A 13,511-nucleotide genomic window follows, 5' to 3' on the forward strand; every position below is an offset into this window, starting at 1 on the left:
GGCGGCTCGCGCCATTAGCTCAATTGGCAGAGCAGCTGACTCTTAATCAGCGGGTTCGGGGTTCGAGTCCCTGATGGCGCACCACCCGGAGCGGCCCGGTCCTCGAGGACCGGGCCGCTCCGTCGTTCCCGTGACCCCGGGAAGCCGGAGCCGCCGACCCCCGTTGCTCCCGGCATGACCAGCCCGCCGGTCCTCCGCGACGTCGACGTCGTCGTCATCGGGGCCGGGCAGGCCGGGCTGTCGACGGCGTACGGCCTGCTGCGCCAGGGCTTCGCGCCGCGCACCGGCTTCGTCGTCCTGGACGCCGACCGCGGGCCCGGCGGCGCCTGGCAGCACCGCTGGCCCTCGCTCACCCTGACCACCACCCACCGGGTGCACGACCTCCCCGGGCTGCCCTTCACCCCGGAGGACCCGACCGCCCCGGCCGTCGAGCAGGTGCCCGCCTACTACGCGGGGTACGAGCGGCACTTCGACCTGCCCGTCCTCCGGCCGGTCCGGGTGACCGCCGTCCGCCGCACCGACGACGACCGGTTCCGCGTCGAGAGCGACGCCGGTGCCTGGACCGCCCGCGCCGTCGTCAACGCGACCGGCACCTGGACCCGGCCCTTCGTCCCGCACTACCCCGGCCAGGACACCTTCCGCGGCCGCCAGCTGCACACGGTCGACTACCGCTCCGCCGAGGAGTTCCGCGGCCAGCACGTCGTCGTGGTCGGGGGCGGCGCCTCGGCCACCCAGCTGCTCGGGGAGATCAGCCGGGTCGCCACCACGACCTGGGTCACCCGCCGCGAGCCGGTCTGGCGCGACGGGGTCTTCGACGAGGACGCCGGCCGCGCCGTCGTCGCCGAGGTCGAGCGCGCCGTGCGCGAGGGCCGCCGTCCGGGCAGCGTCGTGGGGCACACCGGCCTGCTCACCTCGACGCCCTACGTCCGCGACGGCCTCGACCGCGGCGTCCTCCGGCGGAGGGAGATGTTCGACCGGATCACCCCCGGCGGCGTCGCGTGGGCGGACGGCACCGAGGTGCGCGCCCACGCCATCCTCTGGGCCACCGGCTTCCGCGCGGCCGTCGGCCACCTCGCGCCGCTGCACCTGCGAGCCCCCGGCGGCGGCATCCGGATGGACGGCACGCACGTCGCGGGCGAGCCGAGCCTCCACCTCGTCGGCTACGGCCCCTCGGCCAGCACGATCGGCGCCAACCGCGCCGGCCAGTCCGCCGCCCGGCAGCTGCGGCGGCTGCTGCGGCCGGAGCCGGCCCGCACCCCGTAGGACCACCATCGACCACGGCGAGATCGCCGATCTCGCACGTCTTGGTGCCACGAACCGTGCGAGAGCGGCGATCTCGCACAGGAGCATGCCCGTCAGGGACTGTTCAGGGTGCGTTCAGGGCGCTCCCCGATGTGCCGGCCACCTGCGCGCCGCGAGGCTCTCCGCCATGAACCCACCGAACCGGACCCCCGGGCCGCGGCGATGATCGACGTCTCCGGCCTGACCAAGAAGTACGGCGCGAAGACCGCCGTCGACGGCGTCTCCTTCACCGTCGCCCCCGGCCGTGTCACCGGCTTCCTCGGCCCCAACGGCGCCGGCAAGTCGACGACGATGCGCATGACGCTCGGGCTGGACCGCCCGACCTCCGGATCCGTCAGCGTCAACGGCCGGCGGTACCGCGACTCCCCCGCCCCGCTGCGGGAGGTCGGCGCGCTGCTCGAGGCCAAGGCGCTGCACCCCGGCCGCTCCGCCCGCGACCACCTGCGCTGGCTGGCCGCCAGCAACCGCATCCCGGCCGCCCGCGTCGACGAGGTGCTGGGCCTGGTCGGGCTCCAGGACGTCGCTGGCACCCGCGTCGGCAAGTTCTCCCTGGGCATGGGGCAGCGGCTCGGCATCGCGGTGGCGCTGCTGGGCGACCCGCCCGTCGTCGTCCTGGACGAGCCGGTCAACGGCCTGGACCCCGAGGGCATCCGCTGGGTCCGCACGCTGGCCCGGCAGCTGGCCGCCGAGGGCCGCACGGTCTTCGTCTCCAGCCACCTGATGTCCGAGATGGCGCTGACCGCCGACCACCTGGTCGTCATCGGCCGGGGCCGGATCCTCGCGGACTGCTCGATGCCCGACTTCATCGCCGAGCACGCCGCCTCCTACGTGCGGGTCCGCACCCCGCAGAAGGGGCAGGTCGCCGACCTGCTGCGCGCGGCAGGCGCGGAGGTCGCACCGGTCGACGACGAGCTGCACGTCCAGGGCCTGGACGCCGCGGCCGTGGGCGAGCTCGTCGGCGACAAGGGCCTGTACCTGCACGAGCTGACGCTGGTGCGCTCCTCGCTGGAGGACGCCTTCATGACCCTGACCGCCGCGAGCGTCGAGTACTCGGCCCGCACCGGCGACGACCTCGCAGGAGCACCCCGATGACCGTGACCGCCGCCAGCACCACCGTCGCCCTGGACCCGCGCCGGAACGTCCCGGGCACGCGGCCCGGCTTCGGCTCCACCCTGCGGTCGGAGTGGATCAAGTTCTGGTCGGTTCGCTCCACGGCCTGGGCGACGGCGATGCTCGTCGTCCTCGGCGCCGGGCTCACCGTGCTGGTCTGCGCCCTCAACGCGGAGTGGCTGGCCAGCAGCGAGGCCGACGAGTCGCCCGGCTCGTTCATCACCTTCGGCATGACGTTCGCGCAGATCACCGCCATCGTGCTCGGGACGCTGGCGGTGACCAGCGAGTACGGCACCGGGATGATCCGGGCGACGCTGGCCGCGACGCCGCGGCGCACGCCGGTGCTGGCGGCCAAGGCGCTGGTCCTCACCGGGACGCTGTTCGTCACCGGCACGGTCACCGCGTTCGTCGGCTACCTCGCCGGCAACTGGTTCCTCGACCGCGAGGGCGTGGGCCTGGCGCTGTCCGACGACGGCGTGCTGCGATCGATGTTCGGCAGCGGGCTGTACATGGCCGGCCTGGGCCTGCTGGCCGCCGCCGTCGGCATCCTCGTCCGGCACACCGCCGCTGCGCTCTCGACCGTGCTCGCGCTGGTCTTCGTCGTCGGCAACATGGCCTTCCTGCTGCCGGGCGCGTGGGGTGAGTGGACCGCGAAGCTCATGCCCGGCAACGCGGGCAGCCCCGTCGCCGTCCCGGTCTCGTTCAACCCCGAGCTCATGGCCCCGTGGACCGGCTTCGCGGTCTTCGCCGCGGAGATCGCCGTGCTCTCCGCCGTCGCCTGGCTGGTCTTCCGGCGTCGCGACGCCTGACCCGCCCGTCCCCCGGCCGTCCCGGCCGGGGGACAGTGGTGCGGTGACCTCCCCCGATCCGGCCGCCGACGGGCGCCGCCGCGCCGACGAGTTCCTCGCCCTCCTCACCGCGGGCGATCCTGCCGCCGACACCCTGCTCGCCGAGCTGACCGAGGTCCGCGACCTGGTCTTCCTCGGTGCCGGGCTGACCGCGGTCGCCCGCGCCGAGGGTCGGGCGCTCCCGCCGGCGCAGCGGGCGCAGGCCAGCACGCGCCAGGTGAACCTGGGGCAGCTGCGCGACCGGTCCCGCGGCGACCTGGAAGGGCTGCGGGCGTGGCTGCGCCGGTCGGGCGAGGAGGTCCTCTTCATCCGGTCGCTGCACGAGGCCGCGGCGCGCCTGCGCGGCTGAGTTCAGCCGCGCACCGGCCGGGTTGCGCCGGCCGCCAGGGGCAGCAGCGCAGCCAGCCCGGCGGCGACGGCCACGTAGGTGAGGTCGAGGCCGATGCCCGCGGCCACGACCCCCAGCGCGAGCGCACCCGTCGCCGTGCCCGCGTCGTAGGACGCGTTCCACACCGCGCTGGCCGCCGTCGCGCCGGACCCGCCGGCCCGGGCGAAGGAGGACAGCAGCGTCAGGTTCTGCACGGCGCCGAAGCCCGTGCCGAACACCGCGGCGCCGACGAGCACCCAGGCGTCGCCCGCGACCAGCCCTCCACCGAGGGCGACCATGCCGGCCGCGGACAGCAGGAGCCCGGCGGGCAGCAGCCGCCGGATGCCGATCCGGTCGGCGAGCACCCCCGCCCGCCAGCGGCTCACCGCGCCCGTGGCGCCGTAGAGGAGCAGCGCCGAGGTCGCCAGCACGCCGTCCGGGCGCTCGATCGGCAGGAAGGTCACCAGCCCGCCGCCGGCCAGGGTCACCGCGAACAGCACCAGCGAGGGGGCGACCGCCGCCAGCGCCGCCGCGCGGTCGGTCCCGGCCCGCCCGGCGACGGGCTGGGGGTCCAGCGAGCGCACCAGGAGCGGCACCAGCGGGATGCCGAGCACCGGGGAGGCACCCAGCCACGACAGCAGCGCCACCGAGTCGCCCAGCACCAGGGCCACCCCGCCGGGTACCGCGAGCATGTTCGGCACGGCGATGGCCAGGCCGTAGAGGCCGATGGACTCGCCACGCCGCTCGGGCGGCGCGACCCGCGCCGACAGCGTCGCCCCGAGGACGGTCAGGACGGCGAACCCGGCACCGCGCACTGCCGACAGGGCGCTGATCCAGGCGACGCCGTCGTCCAGCGCGTAGAACGGCGACGGGACGCCCATGGCGAGCAGCCCCGCAACCAGGACCGGGCCGACGCCGAACCGGGCGGTCAGCCCGGGGACCGTGGCCTGCACGGCGATGGTGACCAGGAGGAAGACGGCGGTGACGACGCCCGCGGTGCTCTCCGCGGCGCCGCCCTCGACCGCGTACACGGGCAGCGCGGCGAGCATCAGGCAGTAGCTGGCGAACCCCAGGAAGGTGACCCCGATCAGCGCCTGCATCCCGCGCGACCGCCACAGCGACGTCCGCACCCGCGCTCCTGCCTCGCCCACCCGGAGATGGTGACAGCGCCGTCCGGGGTAGGCGCGCAGCATGCCCCTGGTGACCGTCGGCCACGGCCCCCGGGACCGCGCCGGCCTCGGCACGGCCCTGGTCGCGGCCGGGATCGGCGCGCTGGTGGACGTCCGCCGCTTCCCGGGCAGCCGGTCCAACCCCGATGTGCGCCGCGAGGAGCTCGAGCAGTGGGTGCCGGCCCTCGGCATCGGCTACAGCTGGGACCCCCGGCTCGGTGGACGCCGCAGCCTGCCCGAGGACGCCGTGGTCGAGGACGGCTGGTGGACGGTCCGCCAGTTCGCGGCCTACGCCGCGCACACCCGCACCCCCGAGTTCGCCGCCGCCCTCGACGAACTGCTCGCCGCGGCGTCGACCACCACCGTGGCGGTGATGTGCAGCGAGAGCGTGTGGTGGCGTTGCCACCGGCGGCTGATCGCCGACGTCGCAGTCCTCGGCCACGGCGCGCCGGTCTCCCACCTGATGCCCGACGGCCGGCTCGCCCCGCACCGGCCGTCCGCGGGAGCCGCCGTCGCCGACGACGGGAGCATCTCCTGGCCCGCGAGATCTGCGAACTCGGGGGGATCAGGGGCGTGAGGGGCCCGAGTGCGCAGATCTCGCACACCTCCCGGCCTCCCGGTCCGCGGCACGCCATCCGGTCGCCTACGCTCGAGCTGATGGCTGCGGGGACCGACGCTGCGCTGGACGACGACCGCGGCACCGACGACGACGTGCTGCGCCTGCTCCGGACGGGCACCGCGGCCGAGCACGAGGACGTCGAGCGCGCCCTCGACCTGCTCGACCCCGCGCTGAGCCGCCCGCGCCTGGTCCAGGTGCTGGACCTGATGCACGGTTTCTGGCGCGCCGCCGAGGCCGGGCTGGACCGCTGGGCCGACGGGCACCCCGCCGACGCCGATCAGGCGCAGTGGCCCCGCCGCCGGCGCACGGCGCTGTTCGCCCGCGACCTCGACCGGCTGGGCTCCGCGCCGTCGGACCGGAGCCCGCTGCTGCCCGACGTCGGGGGCACCGACGAGGCGCTCGGCCGGATGTACGTGCTCGAGGGCTCGACGCTCGGCGGCGTCTTCATCGACCGGCACCTGGCGCAGCTGCCCGGGCTCGACGGCGTCCGCGTCCGGGCCTTCTCCCCCTACGGCGACGAGACCGGCGCCATGTGGGCCGGTTTCCGGCGCGCGACCCGCGCCCACGTCGCCCGCGGCGGCGACGCGCACCGCGTCCTCGCCGCCGCACGCACCACCTTCACCGTGCTGGGCGGCTGGTGCGCGCCGGCGGGCCGGACGCAGGGGGTCGGCAGGTGACGGACACCGGCGCGACGGAGACGCACGCAGCCGACGTCGCCGCCACCGCCGGGCCGGACGTCACGTGGCTGGCCCCGGGCGAGCCGGTCGACCTCACCAACTGCGAGCGCGAGCCGATCCACATCCCCGGCACCGTCCAGCCGCGCGGCGCGCTGCTGGCCGTCAGCGAGCCCGACTACGTCGTCGTCCAGGTGTCGGAGAACCTCGCCGAGCACACCGGGATCGACTGGACCGACGCCCTCGGCCGTCGGCTCGCCGAGGTGCTCGGCGTCCCGGCCGCCGAGGCCGTGGTCCGCTCGGCCAGCGCCTTCGGCGACCTGCGCGAGCGCAACCCGCTGGAGATCGTGCTCGAGGTCGACGGCGCACCGGTGCCGGTGGACGCGATCCTGCACCGCGCGATCCTGAGCGGGAGCCGCGACCAGCACGGCCAGCCCGTCGACGCCGGCGCCCCGCCGCTGACCAACCTGGTCATCGAGCTGGAGCCCTCCGTCGGCCCGCGACCGTTCTCCTTCCCGAACACCTACCAGGCGGTGCGCGGGACGGTCGCCCAGCTCAACCGGGCGTCCTCGCTCGAGGAGCTCTACGACATCACCGCCCGGGCGGTCCGCAGCCTGACCGGCTTCGACCGGGTGATGGTCTACCGCTACGACGCCGACCACAACGGCGAGGTGGTGGCCGAGGCCAAGGCCGCGGAGCTCAACTCCTTCCTCGGCCTCCACTACCCCGCCTCGGACATCCCGGCCCAGGCGCGGGCGCTGTACGAGAAGAACTGGATCCGGCTGTTCAACGACGTCGACGACGTCCCCAGCCGCATCCAGCCGGTCCTCCACCCGGACACCGGGGCGCCGCTGGACCTCACCTACTCCACGCTGCGCAGCGTTTCCCCGATCCACATCGAGTACCTGAAGAACATGGGCGTGCGCGCCTCGATGTCGATCTCCCTGCTGCAGGACGACCGGCTGTGGGGCCTCATCGCCTGCCACCACTACGCCGGCCCGCACCAGCCGCCCTTCGCCACGCGCGCCGCGGCGGAGTTCCTCGGCTCGACGCTGTCGCTGCGGCTGGTCGACCGCACCGCCGAGGACGAGGTGCACCGGGCCCTGCAGGTCCGCTCCACCCTGGCCTGGTTGACCGCGGCCACGTTGGACGAGGACCGCTCGCTGGTCGAGGCGCTGCTCGGCTCGACCAGCCTGCTGGACCTGCTCCCCGCCGACGGCGTCACCCTCTCGCTGCAGAGCGGGACCGGCACCAAGGGCGAGCCGCTCCCCGCCGACGTCGTCGAGGCGGTGACCGCCTGGGCGGCCGCCCGAGGTGGCGAGGCCGTGGCGACCGACGCCCTGCAGCAGGAGGCACCGGAGCTCGGGGTGCCGGTCGAGGTGGCCTGCGGCGTGCTGGTGCTGCCGCTGCCCGACGGGCAGCACGTGCTGTGGCACCGCCGCGAGGCGGTGCGGCGCGTCGACTGGGGTGGCGACCCGCACAACAAGGCGATCGCCGAGCGCGAGGGCGACGGGATCCGGCTCAGCCCGCGCAAGTCCTTCGACCGCTGGCGGGAGACGGTGCGCGGCCGGTCGGAGCCGTGGACCCCGGCCCAGGTCGCCGAGGCGACCGAGCTGCGCACGCTCCTGCTCGAGGCGCTCTACGCCCGCTCGCGCAGCGTGGTCCGCGCGGCGGAGACGCTGCAGCGCAGCCTGCTCACCGAGCCCGTGCAGCCCCAGGGCTTCCAGCTCGCCGTCCGGTACGTGCCCGCCGCCCGGGAGACGCAGGTCGGCGGCGACTGGTACGACGTCTTCGACCTCCCCGACGGGTCGACGCTCCTGGTCATCGGCGACGTCGCCGGCCACGACAGCCACGCCGCTGCCACGATGGGCCAGCTGCGCGGGATGCTCCGCGGCATCGCCTACTCGGGCAGCGCCGACCCGGCCGCCCTCCTCGGCCAGCTGGACGGGGCCATCGAGGGCCTCGGGCTCGGCGCCCTGGCCACCGTGGTCGTCGGCCGGCTCGAACGGCCCGAGGGGGACGGCGGGACGGTGCTGCGCTGGGCGAGCGCCGGCCACCTCCCGCCGCTGCTGCGCGGCCCGGACGGCGCGGTGCGGGCGCTGGACGCGCGGCCGGGCCTGCTCCTGGGCGCCGACGCGTCCCGGCCGCGCACCGAGCACGAGGTGCTCCTCGAGCCCGGTAGCACGCTGCTGCTCTACACCGACGGCCTCGTCGAGCGCCGTGACCAGGTGTTCGACGACGGCGTCGACCTGCTGGCCGCGGCGCTCGGGGAGCTGCGCGACGAGCCGGTCGGCGAGCTGTGCGACGCGCTGCTCACCCGCCTGCTGCCCGAGGGCGCGGAGGACGACGTCGCGCTGGTCGCCGTCTGCCTCCGGCCCTGCCCCGCCTGACCGCTCAGTCGTCCAGGTCCGGCGCGGCGAACAGCGGGGTCAGCCCGTCGTCGGGCGGGCCCGCCGCCTGCGGCCCGGGGGTCCGCACCTCGGGGATCGTGTCGCGGACGGGGATCTCCGGGAGACCGCGGGCGTCGCGCTCCAGCGCGGCCAGCAGGCGCTCCTCGTCGGGGGCGAGATCGCCCGGACCGAGGCGCGCGCCGGGGGCGACCGCGCCGCTCCCGAACGCGGTGCCGCCGTCGGGGTCGTTGCCGTGGGGTCCGGCCATGCTCATGCCGATCGCCTCCTGCCGGCTCAGCGCGGGAAGTTCGGCTCGAGGCGCGGCACGATCTGCATCTCCGGCACGAACGCCGAGGGGTGCAGCAGCACGAGGGTGCGCACCATCTCGGCCACGGCCGACGGCGGCATCATCAGGTGGGAAGGGATCCCCCACTGCTCCATCATCGGGGTGTCCATGGCCGCAGGGATGACCGACTGCACGCGGCACGGGAAGGGCCGCTCGGTGCCGTCGGGTCCGGTGACGGCCTTCTCGCGGAGCTCGCGCTGGATGCACCGGGTGGCGTTGAGGAAGCCGGCCTTCGAGCCGTTGTAGGCGATGGCGCCGCTGCCCGAGGTGATCGCCGAGAGCGACACGATGTGGACGACGTCGGCGGTGCGCCCCTCGGGCAGGTGCTGCACCCGCTTGGTGAACTCGCTGGTCAGGAAGACCGGGCCCTCGAAGTTGACCGCCTGCACCCGGCGGTAGTCGGCGAGGTCGATGTCGGTGATGTACCCGGGGCGGTCGATGCCCGCGACGTTGACCAGGATGTCGAAGCTGTCGCCGTGGGCGTCGAAGAGGCCGCCGACGACGCTGCGCCGGCTCTCGTCGTCGGTGACGTCCAGGGCCACGACCTCGGCGCTGCCGCCGGCACCGGTCACCAGGTCGCGGGTCTGCTCGCTCCCGCCCGCGTCGATGTCCGCGATCGCCACGTGCGCGCCGGCCTCGGCGAGCGCCACCGCGGTGGCCCGGCCCAGGCCGCTCGCGGCGCCGGTGACGAGCGCGACGCGCCCCTTGAGCGACTCCTGCATCGTGCCCCCAGTTCCCGGTCGGTCAGCTCCTGACAGCCTTCCCGAGAACCGGTGCGCCCGCAGCCCGGGAGGCCCGGCTCAGCCCCGCACCCGGCCGGTGGCGACGACGCCGGAGAAGGGCGGCCTCGGGACCGCCCAGGCGTCGGCCAGGGTGACCGTGCGCAGCCCCCGCTCGCGGATGACGTCCAGCAGCTCGCCGTACACGGTGGTGACGGTCCGGTGGTTGGCGTGACCGACGACGATGGTCTGGGCGGTGAACCACTCGCGCGCGTAGCCGACGAGCTCGCCGGGGGTGAGCACACGGGCGTCGCCCAGCGTGCCGTTCCACATGGCGATGGTCGGGTGCCCGAGGTCGGCGGCGATCCGGTCGGTGCGCTCGTCGCGGGCACCGAAGGGCGGCCGGAGGAAGGGGGTGTCCACCCCGAACGTGCTGCGCAGCCAGTCCCGGTTGCGGCGGATCTCCTCGGCCACCTCCGCGTCGCCGAGGGTGGTCAGGTCGGGGTGCGACCAGGTGTGGTTGCCCCAGGCGATCTGCCCCGACTCGGTCAGCGGCCGGAGGACCTGGGCGTTCTCCTCCCACGAGCGGTAGCGCCCGTTCGGGAAGAAGGTCAGCCGCACTCCGGCGTCGACGGCGAACGCGGCGAAGGCGGCGACGACCTCACCGCTGGTCCCGTCGTCGATGGTGAGCGCCAGCCCGTCGCCCTCGCCCGGCAGCGCCGTCACCACCCCGGTGGGCGGGGGCAGCGGACCCGCGGGCCGGTCGACGGCGGCCTCGACCGGAACGGGCGGGGCCGGCAGCGCGGCCTCGGGAACGCCTTCCCCGGCGCGCTGACCGGTGACCACGCCGCGTCCGGTGGCGGCCACGGCGAGCCCCGCGGCCAGGGTCAGCAGGAACCCGCGTCGGTCCATGGGGCGGACGCTAGGCAGGGCCGATGCGCACTCCGGTGGAGGTGCCGGGCGACGCGCCGGACCCCTTCGGAGCGAAGCCGGAGGACTGCGCGGCGTGACCAACCGCGCTCACCGGCAGTGTCCGGGGAACTGCACCGAGTCAGGTGGTGGGCACCAGCCCGGCGTCCTCGATCAGCCGCGCCTGCTCCCGGCACCACGGCGACCACGCGTCGCCCTCGGACTCCTGCCGCCGCCGGAACGACGCCCAGTCGAGCAGCTCCCACTCGCCGACCTCGGTCGGGTCGGGCGCGGGCGCGCCGGTGAAGCGGCCGAGGTAGACCGGGCAGATCTCGTTCTCGACGACGCCGAGGAACTCGGCCCGGTACCGGTAGCCCGGCAGCGCCGGGCGCAGGTCGTCGACGCCGAGGCCGAGCTCGAAGTCGGCCCGGCGGGCGATCGCCGCGCCGTCGTCCTCGTCGGGCCCGGGGTGCCCGCAGACGGTGTTGGTCCACATGCCCGGGAAGGTCTGCTTGCCCGCGGCCCGCCGGGTGACCAGCAGCCGGCCCGTGTCGTCGAAGAGGTAGGCGGAGAAGGCGCGGTGCAGCGGCGTCTCGCCGTGGTGGACGAGCGGTTTGGGCATGGTGCCGATGGCACGGCCGCCGTCGTCGACGAGCACGATCAGCTCCGGGGCAGGTGCGGTCACCGCCCCATCGTCCCCGACCGCGGCTCCCGCCGCCGGAGCGCACCCGCTGCGCGCCGGTGCGCGGCAGGGCAGAGTCCCGGTATGGACAGCTTCCGCCGCGACGGCCTCACGTTCGACGTCCGGGACGCCGGCCCCGAGGACGGCGAGCCGGTGGTCCTGCTGCACGGCTTCCCGCAGGACTCCGCCGCCTGGGACCGCGTCGCCCCGGCGCTGCACCAGCACGGCCTGCGCACCCTGGCGCCGGACCAGCGCGGCTACTCCCCCATGGCGCGCCCCCGCGGGCGGTCGCACTACCGGCTGCGGGAGACCGTCGGCGACGTCCTCGCCCTGCTCGACGCGGCCGGGCTGGAGAGCGCGCACGTGGTGGGCCACGACTGGGGTGGCATCGTCGCCTGGGGTCTGGCCGGCTGGCACCCCGACCGGGTGCGCACGCTGACCGCGCTGTCGGTGCCGCACCCCGGGGCGATGGCCCAGGCGATGGTCACGAGCGACCAGGGGCTGCGCTCGCTCTACATCGGGCTCTTCCAGCTGCCCCTGATCCCCGAGCGGCTGCTGCTCGCCGGCGACGGCGCGGTGCTGCGCCGGCTGCTGCGCGGCGGCGGCCTGGAGGATGACCTCGTCGACCACTACGTGCGGCGGATGCAAGAGCCGGGGGCGCTGTCGGCGGCCCTGGGCTGGTACCGCGCGCTGCCCCTGGCCGGCCGCGACCCGGTGGGCCGGGTGCGGGTGCCCACCCTGCACGTCTGGAGCACCGGCGACACGTTCCTCGGCCGGACCGCGACCGAGGCCACCGAGGGGTTTTGCACCGCCCCCTACCGGCTGGAGGTGCTCGAGGGCGTACCGCACTGGATCCCGGAGCTGGCCGCCGACCGCGTCGCAGAGCTGGTCACCGCGCACGTGCGCACCGCGGCGGCCTGACCAGCGCGAGCCGATGCCGGGCGCGCTCGGCAGACTGTGCCCATGACGGCGACGGCCACCCCGACCCCGCGGGCCGAACGGCTCGACCGCCTCCCCTTCACCCGCGAGCACGGCCGGCTGGTCGTCGGCTCCGGGCTGGGCTGGGCGCTGGACGCCATGGACGTCGGGCTGATCTCGTTCGTGATGACGGCGCTGGCCGCGCAGTGGGCGCTCACCTCGACCGAGCTCTCCTGGATCGGCTCGATCGGCTTCGCCGGGATGGCGCTGGGCGCGACCCTCGGCGGGCTGCTCGCCGACCGGTTCGGCCGCCGCCAGGTGTTCGCGCTGACCCTCCTGGTCTTCGGCGTCGCCACCGGCGCCGCCGCGCTGTCCTGGTCGATCGGCGCGCTGCTGGTCTTCCGCTTCCTCATCGGCCTGGGCCTGGGCGCCGAGCTGCCCGTGGCCTCCACCCTGGTGAGCGAGTTCGCGCCGGCCCGGGTGCGCGGCCGGGTGGTGGTGCTGCTCGAGGCGTTCTGGGCGGTCGGCTGGACGCTCGCCGCGCTGATCGGCTACTTCGTCGTCCCGATCGGCGACGACGGGTGGCGGTGGGCGCTCGCTCTCGGCGCCGTCCCGGCCGTGTACGCCGTCGTCGTGCGCCGCGGGCTGCCGGAGTCGGTGCGCTTCCTGGAGCTGCGGGGACGCACCCGGGAGGCCGAGGAGACGGTCCGCCGCTTCGAGGCGGCCGCCGGCGTCGAGCCGGTGCCCTCCCCCGACGTCGCCCCCTCCTCGGCGCCGGCACCGGGCATCCCGGCGCTCTGGGCGGCCGGCACCCGCAGCCGCACCGCCGCGCTCTGGGTGGTCTGGTTCAGCATCAACTTCTCGTACTACGGCGCCTTCATCTGGCTGCCGACGCTGCTGTTCGACGACGGCTTCTCGCTGGTCAAGTCCTTCCAGTACACGCTGATCATCACGCTGGCCCAGCTGCCCGGGTACGCGGTGGCGGCCGTGCTCATCGAGAAGTGGGGCCGCCGCCCCACGCTGGCCACGTTCCTGGTCGGCTCCGCGCTCGGGGCGACGCTGTTCGCGACCGCCGACGGCGACACCGCCGTCCTGGTCACCGGCATGGTGCTGTCGTTCTTCAACCTGGGCGCCTGGGGGGCGCTCTACGCCGTCACCCCGGAGACCTACCCGACCGCGCTGCGGGCCACCGGCGCGGGCGCGGCGGCCGGGTTCGGCCGGCTGGCGTCGATCGCCGCGCCGCTGTGCGTGCCGCCCCTGGTCGACGCCGGCGGCACCGGGCTGGTGTTCGGCGTCTTCGCCGGCTTCTTCGCCCTCGCCGCGCTCGCCTCCTGGGGGCTGCCTGAGCGCCGCGGTCAAGCGCTGGAGGAGGACGTCGCCGCCCCCGTGCCCGCCCGAACCCCCTGACCCGCGCCCCCGCCGCGGTCAGGGGGGACGCCGCCAGGAGTCCACCTGACG

14 protein-coding genes and 1 tRNA gene are annotated in these 13,511 nt (G+C 75.5%); 10 read left to right on the plus strand and 5 right to left on the minus strand.

Features of this window, described 5'->3' with window-relative positions:
* Positions 1-8 precede the first annotated feature (8 nt).
* The 5 genes from ACI79H_RS15930 (at position 9) to ACI79H_RS15950 (ending at position 3,609) form a co-directional block, all read left to right on the plus strand.
* Positions 9-84: transfer RNA gene (locus ACI79H_RS15930), tRNA-Lys, on the plus strand.
* A 90-nt stretch (positions 85-174) separates the two neighbouring features.
* Complete coding sequence (locus ACI79H_RS15935) at positions 175-1,263, plus strand: NAD(P)-binding domain-containing protein (protein WP_456555386.1); 1,089 nt, start codon at positions 175-177, stop codon at positions 1,261-1,263.
* Positions 1,264-1,464: 201 nt separating this feature from the next.
* The gene (locus ACI79H_RS15940; protein ID WP_456555387.1) at positions 1,465-2,394 is read left to right on the plus strand and encodes an ABC transporter ATP-binding protein; all 930 of its coding nucleotides are present in this window, start codon (positions 1,465-1,467) and stop codon (positions 2,392-2,394) included.
* Positions 2,391-3,221: an ABC transporter permease subunit gene (locus tag ACI79H_RS15945; protein WP_456555388.1), complete on the plus strand. Its 831-nt coding sequence runs from the start codon at positions 2,391-2,393 to the stop codon at positions 3,219-3,221. The genes ACI79H_RS15940 and ACI79H_RS15945 overlap by 4 nt, the downstream gene beginning before the upstream one ends.
* Positions 3,222-3,264: 43 nt before the next feature.
* Complete coding sequence (locus ACI79H_RS15950; RefSeq protein ID WP_456555389.1) at positions 3,265-3,609, plus strand: hypothetical protein; 345 nt, start codon at positions 3,265-3,267, stop codon at positions 3,607-3,609.
* A gap of 2 nt (positions 3,610-3,611) precedes the next feature.
* On the opposite strand, the gene ACI79H_RS15955 is transcribed toward ACI79H_RS15950, so the two are convergent.
* The gene (locus ACI79H_RS15955) at positions 3,612-4,778 is read right to left on the minus strand and encodes an MFS transporter (protein ID WP_456555390.1); all 1,167 of its coding nucleotides are present in this window, start codon (positions 4,776-4,778) and stop codon (positions 3,612-3,614) included.
* Positions 4,779-4,818: 40 nt separating this feature from the next.
* On the opposite strand from ACI79H_RS15955, the gene ACI79H_RS15960 reads away from it, so the two are divergent.
* From ACI79H_RS15960 to ACI79H_RS15970, 3 genes are all read left to right on the plus strand, one after another.
* Entirely contained in the window at positions 4,819-5,373 is a 555-nt protein-coding gene (locus ACI79H_RS15960) for a DUF488 domain-containing protein (RefSeq protein ID WP_456555391.1), read from the plus strand.
* 80 nt (positions 5,374-5,453) lie between these two features.
* Positions 5,454-6,092 (plus strand): biliverdin-producing heme oxygenase, encoded by a 639-nt coding sequence (locus tag ACI79H_RS15965; protein ID WP_456555392.1) that lies wholly within the window; start codon positions 5,454-5,456, stop codon positions 6,090-6,092.
* Complete coding sequence (locus ACI79H_RS15970; protein ID WP_456555393.1) at positions 6,089-8,479, plus strand: SpoIIE family protein phosphatase; 2,391 nt, start codon at positions 6,089-6,091, stop codon at positions 8,477-8,479. The genes ACI79H_RS15965 and ACI79H_RS15970 overlap by 4 nt, the downstream gene beginning before the upstream one ends.
* Before the next feature lie 4 nt (positions 8,480-8,483).
* Here the strand turns inward: ACI79H_RS15970 and ACI79H_RS15975 are convergent, their stop codons facing one another.
* From ACI79H_RS15975 to idi, 4 genes are all read right to left on the minus strand, one after another.
* The gene (locus tag ACI79H_RS15975; protein WP_456555394.1) at positions 8,484-8,753 is read right to left on the minus strand and encodes a hypothetical protein; all 270 of its coding nucleotides are present in this window, start codon (positions 8,751-8,753) and stop codon (positions 8,484-8,486) included.
* 20 nt (positions 8,754-8,773) lie between these two features.
* Positions 8,774-9,547 (minus strand): SDR family NAD(P)-dependent oxidoreductase, encoded by a 774-nt coding sequence (locus tag ACI79H_RS15980; RefSeq protein ID WP_456555395.1) that lies wholly within the window; start codon positions 9,545-9,547, stop codon positions 8,774-8,776.
* Between the two features lie 78 nt (positions 9,548-9,625).
* Positions 9,626-10,456 carry a polysaccharide deacetylase family protein gene (locus ACI79H_RS15985; RefSeq protein WP_456555396.1) on the minus strand — a complete coding sequence of 277 codons (831 nt, stop codon included), beginning with the start codon at positions 10,454-10,456 and terminating at the stop codon, positions 9,626-9,628.
* 139 nt (positions 10,457-10,595) lie between these two features.
* Positions 10,596-11,138 (minus strand): isopentenyl-diphosphate Delta-isomerase, encoded by a 543-nt coding sequence (gene idi, locus ACI79H_RS15990; protein WP_456555397.1) that lies wholly within the window; start codon positions 11,136-11,138, stop codon positions 10,596-10,598.
* Positions 11,139-11,219: 81 nt separating this feature from the next.
* On the opposite strand from idi, the gene ACI79H_RS15995 reads away from it, so the two are divergent.
* Together ACI79H_RS15995 and ACI79H_RS16000 are read left to right on the plus strand one after the other, a co-directional pair.
* Positions 11,220-12,056, plus strand: a complete 837-nt coding sequence (locus tag ACI79H_RS15995; protein ID WP_456555398.1) for an alpha/beta fold hydrolase — start codon at positions 11,220-11,222, stop codon at positions 12,054-12,056.
* A 42-nt stretch (positions 12,057-12,098) separates the two neighbouring features.
* Positions 12,099-13,460 (plus strand): MFS transporter, encoded by a 1,362-nt coding sequence (locus tag ACI79H_RS16000; RefSeq protein ID WP_456555399.1) that lies wholly within the window; start codon positions 12,099-12,101, stop codon positions 13,458-13,460.
* The last annotated feature ends 51 nt before the right edge of the window (positions 13,461-13,511 follow it).

Source organism: Blastococcus sp. SYSU D01042 (genome assembly GCF_054050515.1).